This is a genomic window from Colwellia sp. RSH04, assembly GCF_003545765.1.
In the GTDB taxonomy this organism is placed as follows: domain Bacteria; phylum Pseudomonadota; class Gammaproteobacteria; order Enterobacterales; family Alteromonadaceae; genus Colwellia.
Genome location: NZ_QXIO01000004.1, coordinates 308428 through 329362 on the forward strand (window position 1 = coordinate 308428; position 20935 = coordinate 329362).

Below are 20935 nucleotides of genomic sequence, written 5' to 3' on the forward strand. Positions count from 1 at the left end.
GCGATCTAATTAGATCGCTGATTGGTAGTGTAATGGCTCATGGCCGATCACATCATAGCCTGAGAGTAACCAGGTTAATTGCTGCTCGGTTAACTCAAACGCTTCACTGGCTACTTTGCTCGGCCATTTGAATTTTTGTTTTTCAAGGCGCTTATACCACAACGCGAACCCTGTATTATCCCAATACAGAATTTTAAGTTTGTCTCTGGCTTTATTGCAAAAGACAAACAATGCACCTGTATATGCATCACGCTCAAGTTCATCTTCATCTTCGACAATTCCAACCAAGCCATTAATAGATTTACGAAAGTCGACAACATCACGGTGTAAAAAGACTTCAGGTGGTTCAACAAACATGTTCATCAGAGCAGCTCTCTTAGCACTTGGCCTAAGTAGCTTGCAGACGTTGTTCCTGGTAGTTTCACTGTTGCCTGACCTACGGCCAGTTCTATGGATGGTTGCTGGGCGACTAACTCGATTTGTTGTGTGACGTGAGCACGAACAAAGTTACCCGATGTCAGACCAAGCTTTTTACGAACCGCATAAAAGGTGGTGGTTGATAATTGATGTTCACGGCAAAAATCAGCAATGGTTAAGCCGCTCGTTTGTTGCGTTTCAATGATGGTTTGCCATTGTGCCTGGCTACGTGTGATTCTCATAAGTTACTCCAAATAATACTTGAAGTAACTTACCGAGAACTAAACCCGTTGTTTAGATGCACTTTGCCAGACGCTTACCTTACATTTGACCTAATCGGGGGGAAGATCAAAAAGAAATTGGAAAACAGCCTTGAGTCGATTTATGATTAAATTCGAAAACCGATTAAAAGATGTTATTTGTTATTTAAATTTAAACCTGGCAGTTACACAAAATGTATTTACATATTTCAGGGTCTGATCTTTGCTCTCATCACTAATGCTCTTATTTATTAATCATCCAACCAATAACTACCAACAAAACTCCTATGGCTACGCCAGTTATAATTTTACCAAAGAATGTTTCATACCATTCTTTTTCAGGTAGATTTGAATGAGTCGATTCCGTAACAGTTTCAGTAATATTAAGTCCATTAACTTCATTTCCGATGGAAGAATTATTCATTTCCAAATTTCCGCCTACATTAATTTCTAAATTTTGACCTTCTTCTTTGCTGGTTTTCTCAGAGTAATCTGAAAAATCTTTTTCCGACATTGGTTTACTATCTCCATCTGTTGCGGCTCTTTCTATAGCCATATGTTCAATCCAAGACTCTTTCCAAGGTTTATCAACCCACATCCTCGCTATGCTTCTAAGTGCGTTATAGCTTTCTTCACCAGGAATAGATTTTAGAGCTGAAAACAGTGAATTTCTGGCGTCTTGTGCATCATCTCTAGCAGTAGGGCTATATACCCCACCACCTGCTCTATCAATATCATCTTCCTCTCGAATATATTTATGCATCAAAACATACAAGGCATGTAGATTAGCTACATTCATATGCTTTTCTCGATTAGTTAGGGCGCCGAATCCCCTTTTATCGTTCAAACAATTTAGTGTATTAATCGCTAAGTCAGTGGCATCGTTATCAGGAAGCACTTCTAGTCTTCTTTCAAATAGTCGTATAGCCTCATTTGGCTCTGTTGCTATATACAACGCCCACCACATATATATCAATTTGGTTGCTGGCTCATTATTGAACTTGAATTTAGCAAGTTCTGTTAAGCGTGTATCACTTAAATTGGATAATGAAAGCAGCCATAAAGATTGCTTTTGCAATCTATATTTAGAGATAGTGTACTTTTCTAGTAGCTGATAAATAGGGGGAGCAATATCGTTATGTAAATAATCGCAACTACTTACCAATTTGTCTAAAATGAAACTTGCATTATCATTATCAGACGTGTCTTTAAAGCACCACTCTATACAAGCTAAATAGACTGAAAGAACTTCATCGGGATATTTTTCATAGACTTTAGACATCCATGAAGGGATATTATTTAGTTCACATAAAGATAGTCTAGTTGCGGAAGTGGCTTCTTTTGAACTTATTTCATCAACCCAGTTTGGGTTACTTTTATTCTCAATCTCTATCCCACATAACGCCATTATCGTTGCATAAGTGGTTGAGTTCCTTTCGCTTCCTTCTGAAATTAATATCTTGTCTTCAAAACATTTCCAATACTTCACCAAAAAGTTTGAAAATCTAGAGGCTATTTCTTCTCCAAATTCTTCAACTAATGGAGAACAGTCATCCACTAAATAGCTGTTATGATCGATTGAATGGTTTCTTAATCGATCATATAAATGTAGCTGAGCATTATTGATCTCACCTGTAGGAGCAAGTTTAAGAGTGTCTATATAGTTCAAATTCTCATTTAAATGTTCAACCCACTCTTTAGCATTCTTCTTTGACTTCTCTTCTTCCCTAGCTTGATCTTCTATGTACTTTTTCTGACGAGCCTCTTCCTCAATTTCCCAGTCTTCTTTCTTTGGATTTCTAAAGTTATCTAGTAACTCAACTGCCCCATCTAGGCGAACGGCCACAGAATAAAGCTTCTCTTCATCTGAAGATTTACGCCCTTCTTCTTTTACTATTTCCCAAGCAAGTGATAGTGCTACAAACCTATCGTCCATTAGCTCCTTAGAATCTACCCAGCCTAGTAAAGAATCTAAATCACTATATTTAAATCCCCAGAATTTGCCAAAACAACCAGCCTGAAACCACCTATTTAAAGGTCTTTCTCTACCTGTTTTTTCTTCTTCTTTCTTAAGCCTAGCTCTAGATATTCCTACCTCATACCAGAATAATGAATTGCTAAGCTCGTTCCATGATATTACAAGTTCACGAAGCTTGTCATTGAGCTTACCATCGCTATGGTAACTGTTTTTATCATAGGTACTTGCTTTGGAAAGAGAATCAAGAACTTGATTGCTTATATCACCCGATCTTTTGTGACGAATTATATTCACAAGTAATCTTTGTAGAACCCCCACTAACCACTCATATTTTTCAGAAATGTTACACCTGAACTTATTGATATATGGCTTTTCATCAACAAGTGGATGAATAAAGTTGAGAGCCTTTACAGAGTTTTCTAGATCTAATTCTTCTGCGAATCGTTCAATGTAGTAATTTATGTCACGGAAGCCTCGTTTCTTCGACATATCTAATGAAGTAATCGTTCTTAATAAAACTCCAAGTGGCAAAACATGACCAAGTTCAGACACAACTACAGAAAATAGCCTGTCACTTTCTCTTGGAACAGCATCTAGAACTTTAAGTGAGTGTGATGAAAAGAAATCAGGTTCAGAATTTGCCTTAATGATTCTAAGCACAAAAGTTAAAGAAACGGGATCGATTGAACTATCCAAGGACATTTCTAAAGCAATTTCTAAACACTCATTCATCGAGCTGGATTCGGCTATTTGAAGCAATATTTGCCTCAAGTCTTTATATGAATAGTATTCAGTTAATAAATGGCGAATCAAATTACCCATTTCTGGTGAGCTAAACCTTTTAATAGCGGCAGAATCAAAGGATATATAGCACTGTTCTTTTCTACTATATAACTGACAGAATGTTGAAATTAACTGTTTACGAGTTTCAACAGGAAGTTCTGATGAATCCCCGCCATCGATAAATACTTCTGGGGATCTGTTAATTACTGTACTTTCAAAATCTCTATCTAATAATACATACCATGCAAGTATGGGCTTTAAGGAAGGTATCAGTACTTCGACGTAATAAATATTTTTGTAAAAAAGCTCAAACAGTTGAGCATGACTTATTGATTTTTTATCTACCCTTTTCTTAATCCATTGCGCAGCTAAATATTCACGGATGATTCTATGGTTAAACCTTGAAGTACCATATTTTGAAAGCTCGAATATGGGTCTACTTAATAAAGTCTCTACCTCTTGCGGAGTCCAATCCTTTAATATCTCTTCAATATTCAGGACATCTTCACTTTGTTCGCATCCCATATTTGCTACATTAGACTGCTTACAAAATACCATTGCTGCGGCAATTTCTTCTGCACCTTCCATGAGTCTTGCCGGAGATAGATTCGCTAATTCCCTATCAGCTTTATCAATGCGAAGTTTGGTAGTTATGGAGTATTCAACTAGCTCCAAACGACTACCAATTCTATGATGAGTATTTCTGAATCTAACAAGGTCAATTAGATCAAGAGGCCTATTAGCAAATCCTTCCGCTTCCCTTTCTTTTAACTGATTCACAAAGTCATCAGTATCTTTAATTCCAAATTTGCTTGAAAAAGTTTTAATTTCAATTGTAGAAAAGTTTTCAAGTGAATAAACTTTGAACTGTTTTTCTAATTCTTCTTTCGAATCCGACTCACTCTTATTACTTAGTTCTCGGTTAACGAAGTTTAGGTCAGTAGTTGCTCTCCAAGCAGACGCTCTTGAAGTAATGAAGAGTTGCGTTCTTTCTAGCGCGTTGCCTGTTGCGTTCTTAAATGATTTTATTGCAGTTGTAAAATCACGTTCACTTTTCAGTTTCGCTTCATCGACTGAATCTAAAAAGAAATATGCTTTATCTTCACTAGCTAGCCACTCTTTGAATTGCTCCTTATCGCAACCTTCTGGCTCAAACGCTAATTCAAAATTATTATGTATATATTCAATTCTAAGAAAGAATGAATAGCTGCCTAAATTCTTTAATTTTTGAGCTTGGTGCCGAATTTCTTCTGTTTTACCAGCCCCTGCTTCAGCCAATATAATAACTCGCGGGTAATCTAATAATTGCCCCCATGTTTTATTTTGCCTACCTGATAATAGTGAAAAATCTGACAGATCTTTATCGTCACCTTCCAATGTTGGAACTCGATTAAACTTCCTGTCTAAATCTATAAATTGTTCTGTCATTACCAAGCTTCTCCCACCTAAAACCACCTTAAAAATACCACAATAAACACATGATAACATTACTTATTTTGTAGTTTTTATAACCTTATAATTGACAAAGGTATGTTCTTAGGAGGAAGACTAATTTAATTAACCAACACTATTAGGAAGAAAGGATCTGCCATTGCTCTTGATTGCGTGTAACTCTCAAGGTAACTTCTTAAATTAGGAGATACCATAAGTGAAGTCAGTTACTAAGAGTAGGTGTCATTAGCTAGACGCCTACGCTTTTAACACAGAAGAGACTAAACAAAATTCAAACTTAATGTCGGCTTTTGACTAAGTTCTGACTTTTTCAATTGTACGACTAGGTCAGAACCAATATTTAAAATTATCAGAACAGATATAAGTTACTACACATTAATGCATCTAAACATCCTCTTACGGTGTAGACTAAAATAGAATACGGCACTCTATTGCTCTACCGCTCTAATATTTTTTGAATTAGAGATATAGAGTAATAGAACGCCGTACAGTATGAATAATCAAGCAGCATCTCTGACGTCTGATAGCTTACTATGTAAAAGCTTACCATCGACTTCAACTATCAAACCACTTTCGATAAGCCTGTCAATTAGCTGATAGTGATATTTACTATCTTTTTCCTTACGGGCTTTTCTCACAGTGGCATTTCGCTTATCTATCTGATTTGCCATAAAGCCTTTTTTAACGGGTCCATATTTCTCTGATACGTTGAGAACAATTTTTTCGACGCTATCAAAAACCTGATTCTCATCGTGTTCTAACTTTTTATTGAGCACTTCCATGTAACAGTTAACATTATCGATAAAAATTCGAGTAGAATAAAGCAACATTTCAGACGATATCTCACCTGTTTCCACAGCAAGTAAAGAAGCCACTTGTTTTATTTGCTCTGAACCTCGAGCGTAAATTGCACCCAGTTGCTCGTGATTTAACATTTCATCCTGCTCAAAATAATCAACAATTTGATCCATAAGTTCATCACAATCAGGAGACATTTCAATCTGATAATCGAGCCCATTGATTCGGTCGCAACGTTCAATGATGTCCTCGCATGGGCTACTTGATTCAAGTTTTTTTAATAACTTCCCTCTTACGTCAGGTCCCCTCCAATAGTAGAAACGTCCAACAAAACCGCTCAGAATTGTTTCGAGGTTAACAATGAAATCAGCCTTGATAGGTGTGGAATAACTGATAAGCGATACAAATGGATGTGGCATACCGTTTTGTATATGAGACAACCTGATTTCAAGATCTTGAATATTTTGCGTGTCCTTATCTGAAACAGTGCTCTTATCCTTTAATAATTTCAAGCTTTTAATGATCGGAGCACTCAACTCTCTAGCATGATTTCCTGACAATGTATAAAGAGAACTTGTTTTTAATTCAAGAAGCAGATCACCCATACCTGATTCACAAGAATTGGATGTAGAAGAAAGCGCTTTGTCGAATAATTCATGCCCTTCGTCAATTGAATACAAAATATCTTTATGCTCATAGAGGTCAAGCATAATATTTTTATCTGAACGAGGTTTACCGCATAGCATACCTTGTAAATTCAATGTAGTTAGAATGTCTTTAATATATCGTTGATGTGCTTCTTTCCCACTAGCAGACAATGCAGTGGCCATAGCAAAGAACGTCATCTTTTCTCCATCTGAGTTCAGACGATTACGGCTCAAAGCAGAAAGAATAGCTAAAACAGCCGCGGGTCTAAGAGTCGGCAACCTCCTTCTCTCACCTCGTGCGATATCTTTACACATATCACCAGCCAAACCAGGGGGCATATCAACATCAATATCTTTCATTTTATCCATCAAACCCCTAAACGAACTATACAACTCGTTATTTATGGCTGTCTTTAACACTTTATTGTCAGTAGCGCTCTCAAGATCGTCTTGTGAGCAAGCAACGTTTGCTGTATTGGTTTGTCGACATAGAAACTGTTTACCGCTTATAGCATTAGTCGTTTGGTCAATTTCAGAATGTTGGCAACTGCTAGATTTTTCATTCTGCAAAGCAGTAGATTGTTCGACACTGCTTACCTTGTCAGTTAATTGGGAATCTTTCTGTTCGCTATTGTTAGCCCCAGAAAAGTTGTTTTTTCCAAGTAAAAATCCAAAGAATTTGCCTGATACATTTTTCATGATGTTCATCCTTATTAAACACGATTAATCGTTTTTTGTGATGTGTTTGCTGGTGTTTGTTTTTGTGAATCACTTGCATGGTCAAGTTGATGTTGGATCCACGCATCTACTTCTGATTCGGGCCATCTTCGACTGCGACCAATCTTTATTGACCTCGGGAGATCTTCACCTTCTCTCCCTTGACTAATCATGTTGTAAATAACGGCATGGCTTTTTTGTATTAACTCCGCCAAATCATCAATCGTAAGAAGTTTTTTCATTGTCAGTTACCTATGGTTAGTTTGTGTGAGATAATTTTGACAAAGTGAAAAATTAATTTCTGAAGGGGTTTAGCGTCAATAATTCCCCCAAAGTTGTTTTGGTAGAAAAATATGCAAGGTTTATTGTCCTTTATAAGAAGTCAATATTGGTTCTGGTTCGTGCGAAACGCAATAATTGACTATGAATTGCAAGACATCGCAAATAATAAAGCTCGCCAAGTCATGAAAGTTGTAATGAAAGGTAGTTATAAAAACGATTTACAGCTCGAACGACGAAAAAACAAATTATTGAAACTATTAGACAACCCAATCCACAAGAACCTTTATTCTAGGGCTCTTATGGCTGAGTGGATATTTGAGATATCTAATTCTGAAGAAGTTGCAAACATAATCGCCAACGATGGCGACAAATTTAAAAATGCGGATGAACCAGTACCTGGATCTTTAGTGGATAATGTTGAAAAAATCATCCCTGGTAGTCGACTCGCTTATGATAGCGGGCCTAGTGGATTATTTGAAATTCTAGAAGCGCAAACACTGCTGGAATCTCTTTTCATTCTAGCTAGGCAATTATTGGATATACTTGAAAGCAACTTTGACAGTTTAAACAAAGATGAAAAGTTAATAGAGCTGAAAAAAATGCTAGCAAGCCGTATTCAGCTTGGAATTTTTGGAGGAACAATAAAGTTATTAAGATCTGTCGAAGATGTTTTTGACTACATATTTCCTAACAATGAATGGGAGCACTTCGCCCCATCGGTCTCAAAATTTGAAAATGGTACTGAAGGTTTTAATCGTAACAACTTCCGTCAACCAATGTTCATTAGCCTAGATTCAATTGTTCCTGTATTAATTGGCTTCGCTTTTTTTCGAGCGAGGTTTTTTGATGAAGTGCATTATTTAGCAAAAGTTTGCTACGAAGAAGGTTTTCTGAAAGTACTCTATGACAGGTTTTTAATCTCAGAAAATAATTGGAGCTTTGATAGAGATAAAAGAGTTACCCTTGAAATGATTAATAACGGTGAACCTGTAATTTGCAATTTATTTCTTCGAGCAAAATTTATGGCTGAACCCATGTTATTCGCAAATGCGTTTGAGCCTAAAGAGTAGTTATGTCAAGAAATTAATTCTAATCCATACAGGCCAAAAGTAAGAACAGGTTCCGCTATGTATTTTTGTTGTGTTATTTATTGAAAATAAGGAACATAACGGTTTACTTAAGATGAGTATATTTATTATTTCCAATTTAGGGCTATCTGTTGTGACCTTTGGAAAAGCCAAAAGCAATAATGAAGAGGTATATAGCTGATGAAAATGAAATATATAAAAGAATACCCTTATTTGAATTTACCGGTTCTTAGTGCTCCGATTCTCTTACTTGGAGTAGTAATATCGATGATGATGGGTTGGTCTTCGATCACATCTGATGCATCAAAAAGGCAATACAGAGTTACTGAACGTTGGTCTGATGGCAGTACTACGGTAAGGCATACAACTGGTGCAAACCCATTCTTCTTAATAGTTCTGTTATTTATTCCAATCTGGGGAATAACCATAGCTGAAATATTTCTAGAATTGGCTTACTCAGCATTTAGTACATACTTTATCTTTTTCTATGTATTTTGCTTATCCGGCATTTATTCTGCCCTAGATAAAGCAGATATAGAAAAGTACCTTAGTGTAAACGAAGAAAATGGCTCTATGACATTTCATTTTATTTTGGGGTTGATTTTTTCCTTTGTAACCGCTTACCTAATACAATTTATGGGTTTTTATAAATTAAGAAGTTTTTTTGATTTTTTTCTCTTATACATACCTACTTCAATAATAATATTTGTTGGCTTAGCCGCACCTATTTCAGTAAGCATTACTTCTACTTTTAATTTTTATAAACGAAATAGGGGGCTAAAATATTACAAAAATCCAGTTAACTATATAATTATTCTGTCTATTTTTATTTTCAGTTTCTACTTGAGGGCTCACAATATAGATGTAATGGATTCAAAGCTAGTCCTTTGGCTTACGCATTGGGTTGAAGTTGGTTATGATCTGGCTAAAAGCAGTATAATTGGTTTACTAGGTAACTAATAACTGAAAAGTAGAGTCCGAAACTTATCACCCTGGCTATTTAAAGTGTTTTCCAAAGTGATAAGTTATATAACTTTGGAACCATAAAGCATTTAGAATACACTATTCGTGTTAGTCATAGCATCTTCAATACTTTTTGTAATTTTTCTACTAGTCTCTTTTAAAGTATCTATCGCTTTATTCGGTTCCCTAAATAATAAAAAATATGAAATAATACTTGGTATAAGCATAATTACGAAACCAAAAAGTAGCCCCTGCCAAAAACTATTTTGCTCATCACCTATTAAATAACCTAAGAACCCACCTGCCAACATAAAAACAAATGTAAAAATACTATTTATAATGGTTCTAAGCGAGTGTAACTTCTGTTCTACTTGAGAATCTAAATACCATGTCTCTTGATCATCATAAAAGTACGTTTTTAACGGGTAGAAATTTTCTCCATTTTCACTTGCTAGAAAAAGTGAAAGAGGTCTATCCAATTGGAAGGGAACATTTGTACAACCAGGAATTTTCAAATCAACCAATTGACCATTAGTTAACTCTATAACCAAATCCATCCAGCGTGTTTCCTTGCTCTTTTTGTAGTTATAGCTAGTATCCACATGCTTATGCCCTCTGTAGGTTTCTACTTTAGTTGTACTAACTGACGAATATGCATTTTCTTTGGCACTTCTAATTTTTCCTGTAAGCTGCTTTAGATAGTAAGTTCCATTATTACATTCAACCTTTACTATTTTTTCAGCTTCTTGTTTTATATCTATTATTAATTCCTTATCCTCATTTTTACTATCAGTGCAATTTTCTTGAGTAGATTTATCTTTGCCACTGCTCCTAGCTACACCTACAAAAAAACCAATTAATCCAGCAACGAGAATATATGGCACCTTCATCCAGTTTCCCAAAAGCACAATTCCGACAACAAGAAGTACCAGATAAAATTGGACCTGAGGATCCTTAGACGTTACCTTTAATTTGTAACCATAGAAGGCAGACAGTGCCATAAGTGTAATTAATATTAAATCTTGCATTAAAACTCTCTCAAAGCTGATTAAATTTATTATAAACAATATACTGTAAAAACAATAAATTATAGTAAAAATGTCGTTTCCAACTATCTTTTTTATAACATTGGTAGTCAAGGGTGCTCGACCGATGTACTATGCCGCTCTAGCTATCTGGTCACTATATTCGAAGTTATATACATCTGTTACACTTTCTAAGTTAGTCACATCACTTAACTTGATAGTGTTCAATTGAAAACTATTTAATAGACTCACTTTTAAATAGAATTGCCCGTCTAAATACTGCATCGCATCAGGCTCGAATGTACCAGATACTAAACCTAAATCATCTCTATAAGTAATATTCAGGTTCTCACCATCAAAAACTGCATTATTGAATACTCGTGCAAGAGTAGCTTTAACTTTGTTTAAATCATCATATTGATCTATAACTTCTTCGTTCAATAGCCATTTTGCAATTTTTCCGCAGGGATTGTTAACCCTGGTGTCTTGAATGATTTGCAAGGCCTGTTCTATTTTAGATCTGGAATGACACCCAAAAGCTGAATTAGGCATTTGCGTGTGGCCATGCTTAATATATGGATATAAAAGTAATGCTTCCTCTACAGTCATTGTAGATTCAAGCTTCAGCCATTTATATCTATATGGCTTTTCTTCTGGGTTGATACATTCAACGGCACCATTCTCTTCCATTATTTGTAAATAGCGAGCCATTGTTCTAGAACTCATTGGATGTCCTCTGTTTAAGGCTTCATTAGTACAATGTTTAATTGTCAATGCTTCACCAGTTGCAGCAAAAACACGTTCAAAAAGCTTATATATTGAATAATCCATATACTACCTCAGAATTGTTACGTCATTATTTACCTTGCGACCCCTACGCTACTAACCTTAGTGCTGGCGACGCAGGTGGTGGGCTCTTAGGTTCAAATTTATTGCGGAATATTTGCTCGCATTTATCAAACCAAATTTGTTTCAATTGAGACTGTGAAGCTTTGTATTTAGCTATATCCGCCGTAATTAATTCAGACGATAGTAAGATAGTAATGGCGGCGGGTTCATTTACCCCCCATTTATTAAAATAGTACTTTACTAAGCTATTCACCGAACATTCAAAGCTACTAAAATTTCGGGTATTAGTTAAAAATTTAACGTTACTTTTCACCATATCTACCTCTAACTTCAACTATTAATCAAGTGTGGTGCTATTGTGCAAAAAAAAAATTAGTATCAAAATCCCCATTTTTTGTTAAACTTTTTTTGAGACTGGATGTTCTTCGATGTATAAATGAGATTGTCAAATCAATAAAATTGGAGTTTAAATTGGATTTATCTGCTTGGTTAGAAACGCAACTAAAAAATAAGAATTGGACGATTGACGACCTAGTTAATGAATCAAAACTGCGTGAAGAAAAAGAGCTAAACAAAGAAAAGTGCGAACTTATTAATAAGCTAAATATGCAAAAGCTAGCTCCTGACGTTCTCAAGTTGAAAATAAGTAATATTGAGGCTGACATATCAAAAAGGAAAGAAAACGCAGGGCTAGGAAGAGCAACCATTTACAGAGTAAAAAAAGGAAAGTCTAAGACCTCAAAACAAACAATTGCTAAACTTGAGAGAATATTTGGTGAGTTAGAGCTATTGCAAGCCACATATTACAAAGAAAGCAATTACCAGGATTTTGCATATTGTGAGGTATGTTGTGAATATAACTCTAAACAAAAACATTATAATGTGTTCATTAGTCTACATAAAAATAAACAAAATTTTAATAAACCCAAAGAAAATGGTTGCAAGGTTACAGTTTGTATTGGTTGTTTTAATAAAAACTCTTATTTACCTAGATTATCATGTGAAAAAATATTTCAGTTATCATATGCAGATATCATAGGAACAATAATAAACATTCCCGAATTCTCATTAGAGAAATTAGCACTTCTGCTTAGTAAACATAAGGTAGTGTTTCAAAGAATCTTGCAAGAGAAAACAAATTTCATAAACCTCAGCATAGCTAAAGAACTTCATATCATATTACTTAAGCATTATTTGAAAAACACCACTCCACCTGTATTAAGCCAAAACTGCGAAATTTATGCTCCCTTTTTTGATGCCGTTAAAACACTTGGGTTTGAATTTAATGATGGTTCTGAAACTACAAACAATAGATTTAGGGCTAGACGTAATAAAGCAATATTAGATCAGCTTTCAAAATTTATTGGTAAACCGATTCCAAAATTTTTAGAAACTATCCAAACCTCCCCGTGTGTAACCACAAAGAATGGCAAGAGATACTTATCTTTAAAAAAAGTAATAGCAGAGTCGGATTTAACCACGGTTTTGCACTTTAAAGGTTTTTTTGTAACGGGCACTAAGTTTTTATCTCATCAAACATTTGTAAATTTTATAAAGTGTGAAGATACGAGAAAAGCTTTTTCGACCGCATCAGGAAAGATTCACCTAAACTACACTAATAAAATTTTAGAAATCGGTGACTACATTGATTCTCCTAGTTATGTTACTTATAAGTGCCCAATATTTTTGCAAAATTGTCGCGGAGGAGGGGTTGCATGTTTTCCTATTTACTTAAATAGTGAATATCAAAAGCCAGATTTTTCGGAGGTATTGCGAGTTGCATGGGCTATTAAAGCCTATACCATCAGTTTCATTTATATTGGAACTAATGAAAATGGTCTTTTTGAAATTAAAGGGTTTATGCATCGAAGTATTTTGTTATCGGCTGATTCTTTGGATAAGTCGAAGATAGACTTTGCTTTTCCCAAAGATTATTTGGAAGGTTGTTTTAGGGTTAGTCCAAAAACAACCTAAACTGTACAATTAAAAGTTATAGAGTAGAATTATATCTGGCAATCAGCTACCCGCTCGAAGAGCTTGTCATTGTGCTATTAGCCTGAACAATTGACCATTTGGAAATAATAATTCATTACCTAATGTGGATTGATGTGATTTTGTTGGTCTACGTCTAATAGTCTATAGTTAACTAGCTAGCTGAATCATTTGTGCATCACTTCTATTTAAAAACAACTCATCTATCTCAGTTGAATTCAATGTTTCCCGCTTAATTAAGGTTTCAGCAACCGTTGTGAGTAGTTGTTTGTTATCCTCAAGGAGCATGGTTACGCTATCAAACGCTTCGGACAACCAGCTATTTACTTCCGTCGTTATATCACTCGGTGTCATAGCAAGTTGAGAGGGTATTGCTAAACCAAATAGGTCTGACATGCCCCACTCAGTGATTGCTCGTTTTGCTAAGTTGGTTGCTTTCATTCTGTCATCAGAAGCACCAGATAAACTATCATCCCCGACAAAACCTTTTAGGTGTTCAACCGCAAGCCCTGCAAGCAAGACTTGTAGGTGATGTTTAATCCTGCGCTTGTTGATACTACCTGTTGAAGCATTTTCACCGGGTACGATCATACCTAGTGCTGCACCTCTAGGCTGAACACTGGCTAATTCAACTTTGGCTTCTGGAAATAAAATCTTGTGAGCCACAAGGTGCCCAGCTTCATGGTATGCGGTTGATTTAATATCTGCTTTTGCTTGGGTCATATCCGTTCGGATATCACCAAATTTAGCCGTTCGAACTTCTTCAATTAACATGTCGACACTCCATGGTATTTCAGTTTTGATTTCGGTATAGAACGATTCTCGAATGATGCGTGCCAATACCGCGATACTGCAACCTGAGGTCATCTTAGTTAATTCTGATAATGACTGATCATCGATTTGGCAATTTGATGCATTAAGATGCTGCTTAATGTACGTCTTTCGAATGTCTCCGTTTGGTAAGTCGCAGTATATGTGCTTTTCCAAACGACCAGAACGTAATAATGCTCGGTCTAGTAATTGCGGGTGATTAGTCGCCGCTGCGACAAATACTGGCTGCTCTGTACTTTTAAAGCCGTCTAATCTAACCAATAATGTATTAACCGCCATTCTAGTTAACTCAGAGCCTTTTTCTCGACTTTGAGCAATTGCGTCAACTTCATCGAGGAATAAAATAGCTGGTGCATTTTTTTCAGCAACATCAAATAAATCATTAATGTTCTGAACAGGGTTTCCGCCAAGAAGGTCTGCTGAATTGACACTAAAAAATGACACATCACATTCTGTCGCTAATGCTTTTGCAAGCATGGTTTTTCCTGTACCAGGATGACCAGAAAAAACACATCCTTTAGGAATTTCAGTATTACGGTTTTTAAGATAATCAGTGTTGTTCATCGCATTAGAGACGAGCTTCAAGTCTTGTTTTGCACCATCGAGGCCTTGCACATCATTAAAGCTAACGTTTGGCGCACCATCAAATGTTAAGAATGGCAAGAAGTCGTCTTGGCCAATGGCGCACCTATACTCAAAGCCCTTAAATAGCGCTTTAACGCCATTATCAGTTTCAGTCACTTCAATGCAATAATTAGCTTTCATATTGCGTGACATTTGCTGTGTGAGGTTATTTATTAGATGAATTTCTCGCGTTGTTTCCGCTAAAAGTTCATTGATAATGCGCTTAGTTCGTCTAGGGATAATAAAATAATGCGTAAATATATTTTCATGATAGTTGCACTTAGCTAATACACTTTCGCTGTTTTTGAACAGACCAAAACATAGGCTATCTGGGTTATTTTTTAATAAAGTAATTAAGTGCTGAGGAGGAATTGTTATTGATTTTTCGTCAAAAATATAGCCATCTGCTGGTATACATAAACCAAATTCAATATCATCAACTGAATTAGTTGACAGACATGTAACGCCTTTTTCACTAATAAAGTCACACAATGGTTTATCGTTAGAAAAAAGTATTATCTTTTTATTTTCTTTCGCTACATCTTCAAGAACAGAGACTGATATATTATCTAATTTCGAAAAATTTTCTTCAGGCAAAATATTCATAGCCTTTGATAGGATAGTATTTTCTAATTTTTCTGCCTGTGTCTTGATATTTCGGGGGGTTACTTCACCTCCTAGGGTTTCAATCATTAGCTCTGGTAATTTTCCACACCAATCAACAGCGCTTGTTCGAATAAAGGCATCTTTAGCTGTACTTGCTAATCGAATCATTTCAACTGCACTTAGCTGTTTAAATAAGACAATATTTCCGGCAGCTAGACGGTTAACCATTTCAGACGATAATGAGCTATGGCTTGCAGTGTTTGACAATAAGTCTTCCACATCGACTTCAAGGTCATTTAGGCGTCCAATTGTCTGACTACCTAGGTTCGTGGTAAAGACAAAATAGCACAATGAAAAATCAACCTCTTGTTGGCTAGTTCTATCCTTTGCCTTACCTTTATCAATAAGCGTTAACAGCGACTGAACTAGTGCAGGATGCGCTTTTTCAATTTCATCAAATACAATTATTTGTCTTGGTTGTTTTGCCACAGCCATCGACAACTCCCCCATTTCAGAATTTACATATTGAGATCCAGAACCCCAGAGTTTCATTACGTCTTTGACTTCAATGTATTGCTCCATGTTAATAACTTTAGTGGTATAGCCTACATTCATATTTAGATTCAAGGCTTCAGCTAATTTTTCAGCTAGGAAAGTTTTTCCTACACCACTTGTACCTAAGAAAGTAGAAACGCCAAGATGCGTGTCAGATTGTTTGAATAGCATTGAAGATACTGCATTACAGACTGATTCAACCGCTTGTGGTTGCCCTAACACCTGACTATTTAATTGGTAGTTTATCGACTTTACTGTCGAGAGCTTTTGAACTTTAGACTGTCTATTTCCCGTATTGAGCCTAATAAACTGCCCAAGTTCTTTGCCTATAGTGCGCCAGCTGTTTTCTTTAGTTAAATAATTCATACGTTTGTGCAATGATTCATCATTTCTTTCACTAAAGAATGCCCCTAAAAAAGCCTGACACTCGTTTGTTAAAGTCAATAGTGACTTTTGCTCTTCAGCTTTCGCCAACCAATTAATTTCTCTTCTCTGGCCATTTTCATTAGACTCAAAGGTTTTAGTCTCTACATAATTCATCAACTCTGCACGTTGGCTGTATATGTTTGGTGGAAATTGTACTTCATTTTTATTTATGCCAAATGCAGTAGCAAAAAACTCAATCATTAATGGCGAACCAAATATAGATGTTAATAACAATGATGGGGTCACAGTCGAGAGCTTTTTAGAGATAGCCTTACCGTCATGACTCGTAGTTTTGGCATTTAATGTTGTAGTTAACAACCCCTCTTTTATCGATTCAGCACAAGCTGTCCAGCATGACTGATTGATCAGCTGCTTCATTTCAATTGCGGAATGAGATAAAAACTCCCTTGTAGACATATCAAATAGGATTGGAGTATCAATAAAACCTTGTGCCCAACTGCCATTTTCAGGAGCATAAGGAGTGTCCTCTATAATAAGAGTTTCTTCAAAACCAGGTGCCTCATCGAAAGGAATTATTTCACCATAACCATTGTTATATTGACGCTTTAGTTCATTTTGATGTTCATCCAGCTCGTATATCACTTTATTAATGGCATTAATTGCAGAGAACTTTGTTCCTTGCTTAGGCACTTTATTGACAGCGTTTCTGACAATTTTAATAAAGCTGGATGCATTAAACTCCCAAAAATATGACTCTATTTCTATTGTTGCTTTTTTCATGGCAACACTAACTTCTTCTTTCTCTAACGGTATCTCTTTTTTAAAATCAAAATCAAAGCCAAAAGGTGCTTTAGGTTTAATGTTAAAAACAAACTTATCAGCGATCGATTTTGGCATAAACTTGCATGCATGAAGTATTGTCAATGCACATGCCTGATATAGACCTTCATCATCTTTTGTTCTGATTTTTTGGAATAATTCTGGATTTCTTCCACAGTATTGAGCTAAAGCGTTTAGTAAATAAGTATCTAATTGTTTAATGTCCATCGTTACTCCGAGATCTTTTGTTATTTCATGCTCAAAGGTAACAATTGATTTGACAGTTTTTGTCATATCTACAGTTAATAGCGCTTAATTACTTTATTTTATGGATATTTTTGATTGTTTTTTATAAGTGCAGCTTGCTCATACTCAAATATTTCTTTTTCAAGGTTTTGGCGTAAACGTTTTCTGTCTTCTGTATTTTCAGGGATAATGAGCTTGCCTTCTTTTTCTTTCTCGATCAGTTCGTAAATAGCCTGACTAGGTATATCCCATTCATCAGTGCCAAAAAAGGAATCCCAAGGAATAGGGGCGATACCCTTTTCTTTGAAATATTCATGAGTTAGCACATGGTTTTCATAATATTCAGTTTCTCGTTGGTTTTCTGCTTGCCATTTCGTCTCGTCTTCAAGCGTCCACTTAGATCTTTTTTTCTGAGTTATTTCGGTGATATTAATAGAGGCAGGGTTTTCATCATCAAGTTCTCGTTCCAATTGCTCTATTTCATCGTTTAAAAAGTTGCTTTCATCATACAGCGATTGCTCACAAGTCTTTTGGCTGTGTCGCGCTAAAAATGAAATCACAACATGAATAGGAAAAAAGAAAAAAAACAACACAAGTTTTAATATAGATTTCATCATTATTACCTATGGAAAATAGAGCGGTCATCCTTGGCACACAGAAAAGGTTATTAGGAGCAATATAGCGAGTTAATGCTCTTTACATCCAGCTGGACGATTTTCATCATTTGCACCGCTTATATCCATCTCAATAATTCTACCGCAGAGTCCACTTTGGCATACTTTAAAACCGTATTTTTTATTGGTTATATCTAAACCGCTTAACATTGCAGTGCCTTTATCAAATATGCCTTCACTCACTTCTTCACTGCTATTCCACGTACTGTCAACATTGATTGAAAACAGCTGGTAAGACATATTGCTACCGATATAACCACCGTAGAAACTGACTTTGAAAAGTTCACACATGCGTGCCTTACCACCAAAATAGTCTATGAACCACGCTTGCTCGCAAACGTCACTTTCATTTAGCGCAAACTCAATAGAGTGCAATGTACCTGATGCCAGGCCTTGACTGATTTCTAATGCCTTTGCAAAATCTGGTAGCCCTTGACCACAAAGACCCGTCTGACAATCAGCACTCAAATTATCTGAGCTTGAAGATATTTTAAGTGCGGCAGTTAACTCTTCGTTACTAGCACCGGTTGCTTGCTTTATTATCGCTAAACCACCAGCTACTAGAGGTGCTGAAAATGATGTACCATCCCACCAACATGCATTATCGTTGTCACTATTGCAGTAACCTAAAATATCTATGCCTTGTGCTACCACATCAACAGAGCTACCAAAATTACTGAAATCAGCTAGTTCACCTGATTCATTAATGGCACCCACACTTAAAACACCTTCGCAATTAGATGGCGTATTTTGAGCAGCATTAATACTGTCATTTCCTGACGAAGCCACTAAAGTAAAACCTGCTTCAATAGCTGCATCTACACCATTTTGCATATATTTAGGGCAAGCTCCGCTGTTCCCTCCAATACTCATATTTACAACTCCTGGCTTGCCTTGGTAGAGTGTTACCCCCTCAACCGACTTGCCAGCCAACCAATGCAACGCCTCTGAAGCATCACTTAAAAAACCATTTCCACAAGTTAATACTCTAATCGCATAAATGTTTGCGTTGTTAGTTAAACCTGCGCTCCCTGTGCTGTTATCTATATTTGCGCCTATTGCACTGGCTACACCTAGTCCATGAGCATCACAATGTAATTCCGCTGTTTCAACTGGAGGTGTAAAATCATCAGAACGCGACTGTGGTTCACCACCTTGTTCAAGTGCTGTGGTAGAGAAATTACGCCCGTCAAAGTACGTTAAGTCACGGTGCTCTTCAAAGACAGAATCCATGACTACAATGTCGATCGCGTCATTTTTATTTATCACAACGTCTTGACCTAATGCATCCCACAAACCATAAATATTTGAACCAGAACTAGAATAATCTGAAGACGTAAAATACGCTTCCTGTGAGCTATGTTGAGGATCATTTGGCCTAAAACTATGCGCAGAAATAGGCACGTCAACTTCAACTAAACCAAAGCGACCATCTTGATTAAAATAATCAGCAATCTGTTTTGCCGAGTACCCTTGGTTGTCAACTTCAAAAACTACAATACCGCTGTTTTTACTCACTGATGGGGTTGAACTTTGGGCTTTCATCTGATGCATGTCAGGTAAGCACCATTTCGCGTCATTCAGTTTTGATGTAACGCAGCAGCCAGTACTAACAGCAGAGGCGCTTTTAGCATGATTTAGTGTAGTGCTAATATCACTACTTATGACCAAGCGAACAGATTCAGCTGATACGGCGGTACTAACAATTAAAAAGGTTGATAATAAAACTGATGTTAATAATTTCATGGGAGTTTTCCTTATTCTGCGTTACAAGTTTCTAATTCAGGAGTTGCGATTGGTTCTAATAATATATATTTGGAATTGAATACCCACTTATCATCTTGATATTCGCCTAGAGACTGGTTTCCAATAAAAGAGGAAAACTTAAGGTTGCTTTTAGTCAGATGTGCACCTTGATATTCATATTCAGTGACTTCACCATTAGTTGCCGCTATCGCTTCTTGAATAACCAAATGTGCTGCGTGGCTGTATTCTGCAATAGCGGTATCAAAAGACTGTGTTACTTCACTTAGTTTTGTTTCACTAATTTCGCCATTGAGATATTGTTGTGAATGTTTATCGAGCATACTGTTCGCCTCACCTAACAATGCTGAATACTCGTCATTGCTTATCACTTGCTTTATCCGGTTAATGAGTTCGAGTTGTTGATTGATAGGAGTAGATGCATCAACTAACTGCGCTAGTTGGGCTAATCTCTCAACTAACTTTTGTTCTTCAGATAATTCAGCATAGGCTTGGGCAGCCTGACCAATAGCGTTCAATCGTTCATATTCGGCATCACCAGAAACATTTAGAATTGGAATTGCGCCTTCCCATATAACCGATTGATTAGTAGTAGAGCGGTGATCTTCAATGGTTACTTTTACTGTAGATACTTGGTTGTGCATTTCCTCATTACCAATAAAGACCTTCAAAGTAACCATTGAGTCATTAATCAACGTTTCAATTAAAGCCCCCTCAGGCAAGTAATCATGTTCAACAGTAACGTCGAGCGTACCTTCAACCCCTTGCAAATTAAACGTGAGTTCTGCATATTCTAATTCTTGAAACGAAATTGGTATTTGCTCGCTTGCTAATTGCAGAGTTGCAGGTAATGGAGTGTTGTTACCGGAATTACCCGAATCGTTAGATGGGTTGGAACTGTCTCCACCACCTCCACAGGCAGATAAGGTTAGCAGAGTAATTAATAAAATAGATGACTTGATAACTGTCATTATATATACCTCAGTTTTGTTACGTTTTGACGAAAGTATTCCGCCGACTGAGTTTTATTGAATCAAATGATTTGACAATATCTGTCACATGTAGAGGTTATTTAGTTAAAGCTTCAGAAAGCCAAATCGTTATTTGAAAATAATAGAGGAGTAACTATAAATTATCTTTTTTCTTAAAATGAATAGGATGAGTATTTTCTTGTTTTA

The 20935-nt window shown here is 36.2% G+C and carries 15 protein-coding genes; 3 read left to right on the forward strand and 12 right to left on the reverse strand.

The window, feature by feature from the left end:
* Positions 1-9: 9 nt before the first annotated feature.
* The 5 genes from tnpB to D1094_RS09125 form a co-directional block, all read right to left on the reverse strand.
* Positions 10-363 carry an IS66 family insertion sequence element accessory protein TnpB gene (gene tnpB / locus D1094_RS09105; protein ID WP_118959778.1) on the reverse strand — a complete coding sequence of 118 codons (354 nt, stop codon included), beginning with the start codon at positions 361-363 and terminating at the stop codon, positions 10-12.
* Complete coding sequence (gene tnpA, locus D1094_RS09110) at positions 363-659, reverse strand: IS66 family insertion sequence element accessory protein TnpA (RefSeq protein ID WP_118959779.1); 297 nt, start codon at positions 657-659, stop codon at positions 363-365. The genes tnpB and tnpA overlap by 1 nt, the downstream gene beginning before the upstream one ends.
* 262 nt (positions 660-921) lie before the next feature.
* Positions 922-4866 carry an NACHT domain-containing NTPase gene (locus tag D1094_RS09115; RefSeq protein WP_118959780.1) on the reverse strand — a complete coding sequence of 1315 codons (3945 nt, stop codon included), beginning with the start codon at positions 4864-4866 and terminating at the stop codon, positions 922-924.
* A gap of 524 nt (positions 4867-5390) precedes the next feature.
* Positions 5391-7034 (reverse strand): hypothetical protein, encoded by a 1644-nt coding sequence (locus tag D1094_RS09120; RefSeq protein ID WP_118959781.1) that lies wholly within the window; start codon positions 7032-7034, stop codon positions 5391-5393.
* A gap of 14 nt (positions 7035-7048) precedes the next feature.
* A complete protein-coding gene (locus tag D1094_RS09125) occupies positions 7049-7294 on the reverse strand; it encodes an AlpA family transcriptional regulator (RefSeq protein WP_118959782.1) in 246 nt (81 codons plus the stop codon).
* A 111-nt stretch (positions 7295-7405) separates the two neighbouring features.
* Between D1094_RS09125 and D1094_RS09130 the strand changes: the two genes are divergently transcribed.
* The gene (locus D1094_RS09130) at positions 7406-8404 is read left to right on the forward strand and encodes a hypothetical protein (protein ID WP_118959783.1); all 999 of its coding nucleotides are present in this window, start codon (positions 7406-7408) and stop codon (positions 8402-8404) included.
* A gap of 198 nt (positions 8405-8602) precedes the next feature.
* Positions 8603-9382, forward strand: a complete 780-nt coding sequence (locus D1094_RS09135) for a hypothetical protein (RefSeq protein WP_118959784.1) — start codon at positions 8603-8605, stop codon at positions 9380-9382.
* A 92-nt stretch (positions 9383-9474) separates the two neighbouring features.
* Here D1094_RS09135 and D1094_RS09140 read toward each other — a convergent pair whose 3' ends face one another.
* From D1094_RS09140 to D1094_RS18620, 3 genes are all read right to left on the reverse strand, one after another.
* Positions 9475-10413, reverse strand: a complete 939-nt coding sequence (locus tag D1094_RS09140; RefSeq protein ID WP_118959785.1) for a hypothetical protein — start codon at positions 10411-10413, stop codon at positions 9475-9477.
* A gap of 129 nt (positions 10414-10542) precedes the next feature.
* Complete coding sequence (locus D1094_RS09145) at positions 10543-11241, reverse strand: hypothetical protein (protein WP_118959786.1); 699 nt, start codon at positions 11239-11241, stop codon at positions 10543-10545.
* A 43-nt stretch (positions 11242-11284) separates the two neighbouring features.
* On the reverse strand, positions 11285-11575 hold the full coding sequence (locus D1094_RS18620) for a hypothetical protein (protein WP_118959787.1): 291 nt from the start codon (positions 11573-11575) through the stop codon (positions 11285-11287).
* Positions 11576-11730: 155 nt separating this feature from the next.
* Here D1094_RS18620 and D1094_RS09155 point away from each other — a divergent pair, with 155 nt between their 5' ends.
* Positions 11731-13233, forward strand: a complete 1503-nt coding sequence (locus D1094_RS09155) for a hypothetical protein (RefSeq protein WP_118959788.1) — start codon at positions 11731-11733, stop codon at positions 13231-13233.
* Between the two features lie 168 nt (positions 13234-13401).
* Here D1094_RS09155 and D1094_RS09160 read toward each other — a convergent pair whose 3' ends face one another.
* From D1094_RS09160 to D1094_RS09175, 4 genes are all read right to left on the reverse strand, one after another.
* Positions 13402-17367: an AAA family ATPase gene (locus tag D1094_RS09160; protein WP_118959789.1), complete on the reverse strand. Its 3966-nt coding sequence runs from the start codon at positions 17365-17367 to the stop codon at positions 13402-13404.
* A 32-nt stretch (positions 17368-17399) separates the two neighbouring features.
* Positions 17400-17933, reverse strand: coding sequence for a hypothetical protein (locus D1094_RS09165; RefSeq protein ID WP_118959790.1), 534 nt, complete (start codon positions 17931-17933; stop codon positions 17400-17402).
* A 72-nt stretch (positions 17934-18005) separates the two neighbouring features.
* Entirely contained in the window at positions 18006-19739 is a 1734-nt protein-coding gene (locus D1094_RS09170) for a S8 family serine peptidase (protein WP_118959791.1), read from the reverse strand.
* A gap of 11 nt (positions 19740-19750) precedes the next feature.
* Entirely contained in the window at positions 19751-20728 is a 978-nt protein-coding gene (locus D1094_RS09175) for a hypothetical protein (RefSeq protein WP_118959792.1), read from the reverse strand.
* Positions 20729-20935: the final 207 nt, after the last annotated feature.

Coding starts and splice junctions, on each gene's coding strand:
- tnpB (WP_118959778.1), bottom strand. CDS start 363: ATGAACATGTTTGTTGAACCACCTGAAGTCTTTTTACACCGTGATGTT.
- tnpA (WP_118959779.1), bottom strand. CDS start 659: ATGAGAATCACACGTAGCCAGGCACAATGGCAAACCATCATTGAAACG.
- D1094_RS09115 (WP_118959780.1), bottom strand. CDS start 4,866: ATGACAGAACAATTTATAGATTTAGACAGGAAGTTTAATCGAGTTCCA.
- D1094_RS09120 (WP_118959781.1), bottom strand. CDS start 7,034: ATGAAAAATGTATCAGGCAAATTCTTTGGATTTTTACTTGGAAAAAAC.
- D1094_RS09125 (WP_118959782.1), bottom strand. CDS start 7,294: ATGAAAAAACTTCTTACGATTGATGATTTGGCGGAGTTAATACAAAAA.
- D1094_RS09130 (WP_118959783.1), top strand. CDS start 7,406: ATGCAAGGTTTATTGTCCTTTATAAGAAGTCAATATTGGTTCTGGTTC.
- D1094_RS09135 (WP_118959784.1), top strand. CDS start 8,603: ATGAAAATGAAATATATAAAAGAATACCCTTATTTGAATTTACCGGTT.
- D1094_RS09140 (WP_118959785.1), bottom strand. CDS start 10,413: ATGCAAGATTTAATATTAATTACACTTATGGCACTGTCTGCCTTCTAT.
- D1094_RS09145 (WP_118959786.1), bottom strand. CDS start 11,241: ATGGATTATTCAATATATAAGCTTTTTGAACGTGTTTTTGCTGCAACT.
- D1094_RS18620 (WP_118959787.1), bottom strand. CDS start 11,575: ATGGTGAAAAGTAACGTTAAATTTTTAACTAATACCCGAAATTTTAGT.
- D1094_RS09160 (WP_118959789.1), bottom strand. CDS start 17,367: ATGACAAAAACTGTCAAATCAATTGTTACCTTTGAGCATGAAATAACA.
- D1094_RS09165 (WP_118959790.1), bottom strand. CDS start 17,933: ATGAAATCTATATTAAAACTTGTGTTGTTTTTTTTCTTTTTTCCTATT.
- D1094_RS09170 (WP_118959791.1), bottom strand. CDS start 19,739: ATGAAATTATTAACATCAGTTTTATTATCAACCTTTTTAATTGTTAGT.
- D1094_RS09175 (WP_118959792.1), bottom strand. CDS start 20,728: ATGACAGTTATCAAGTCATCTATTTTATTAATTACTCTGCTAACCTTA.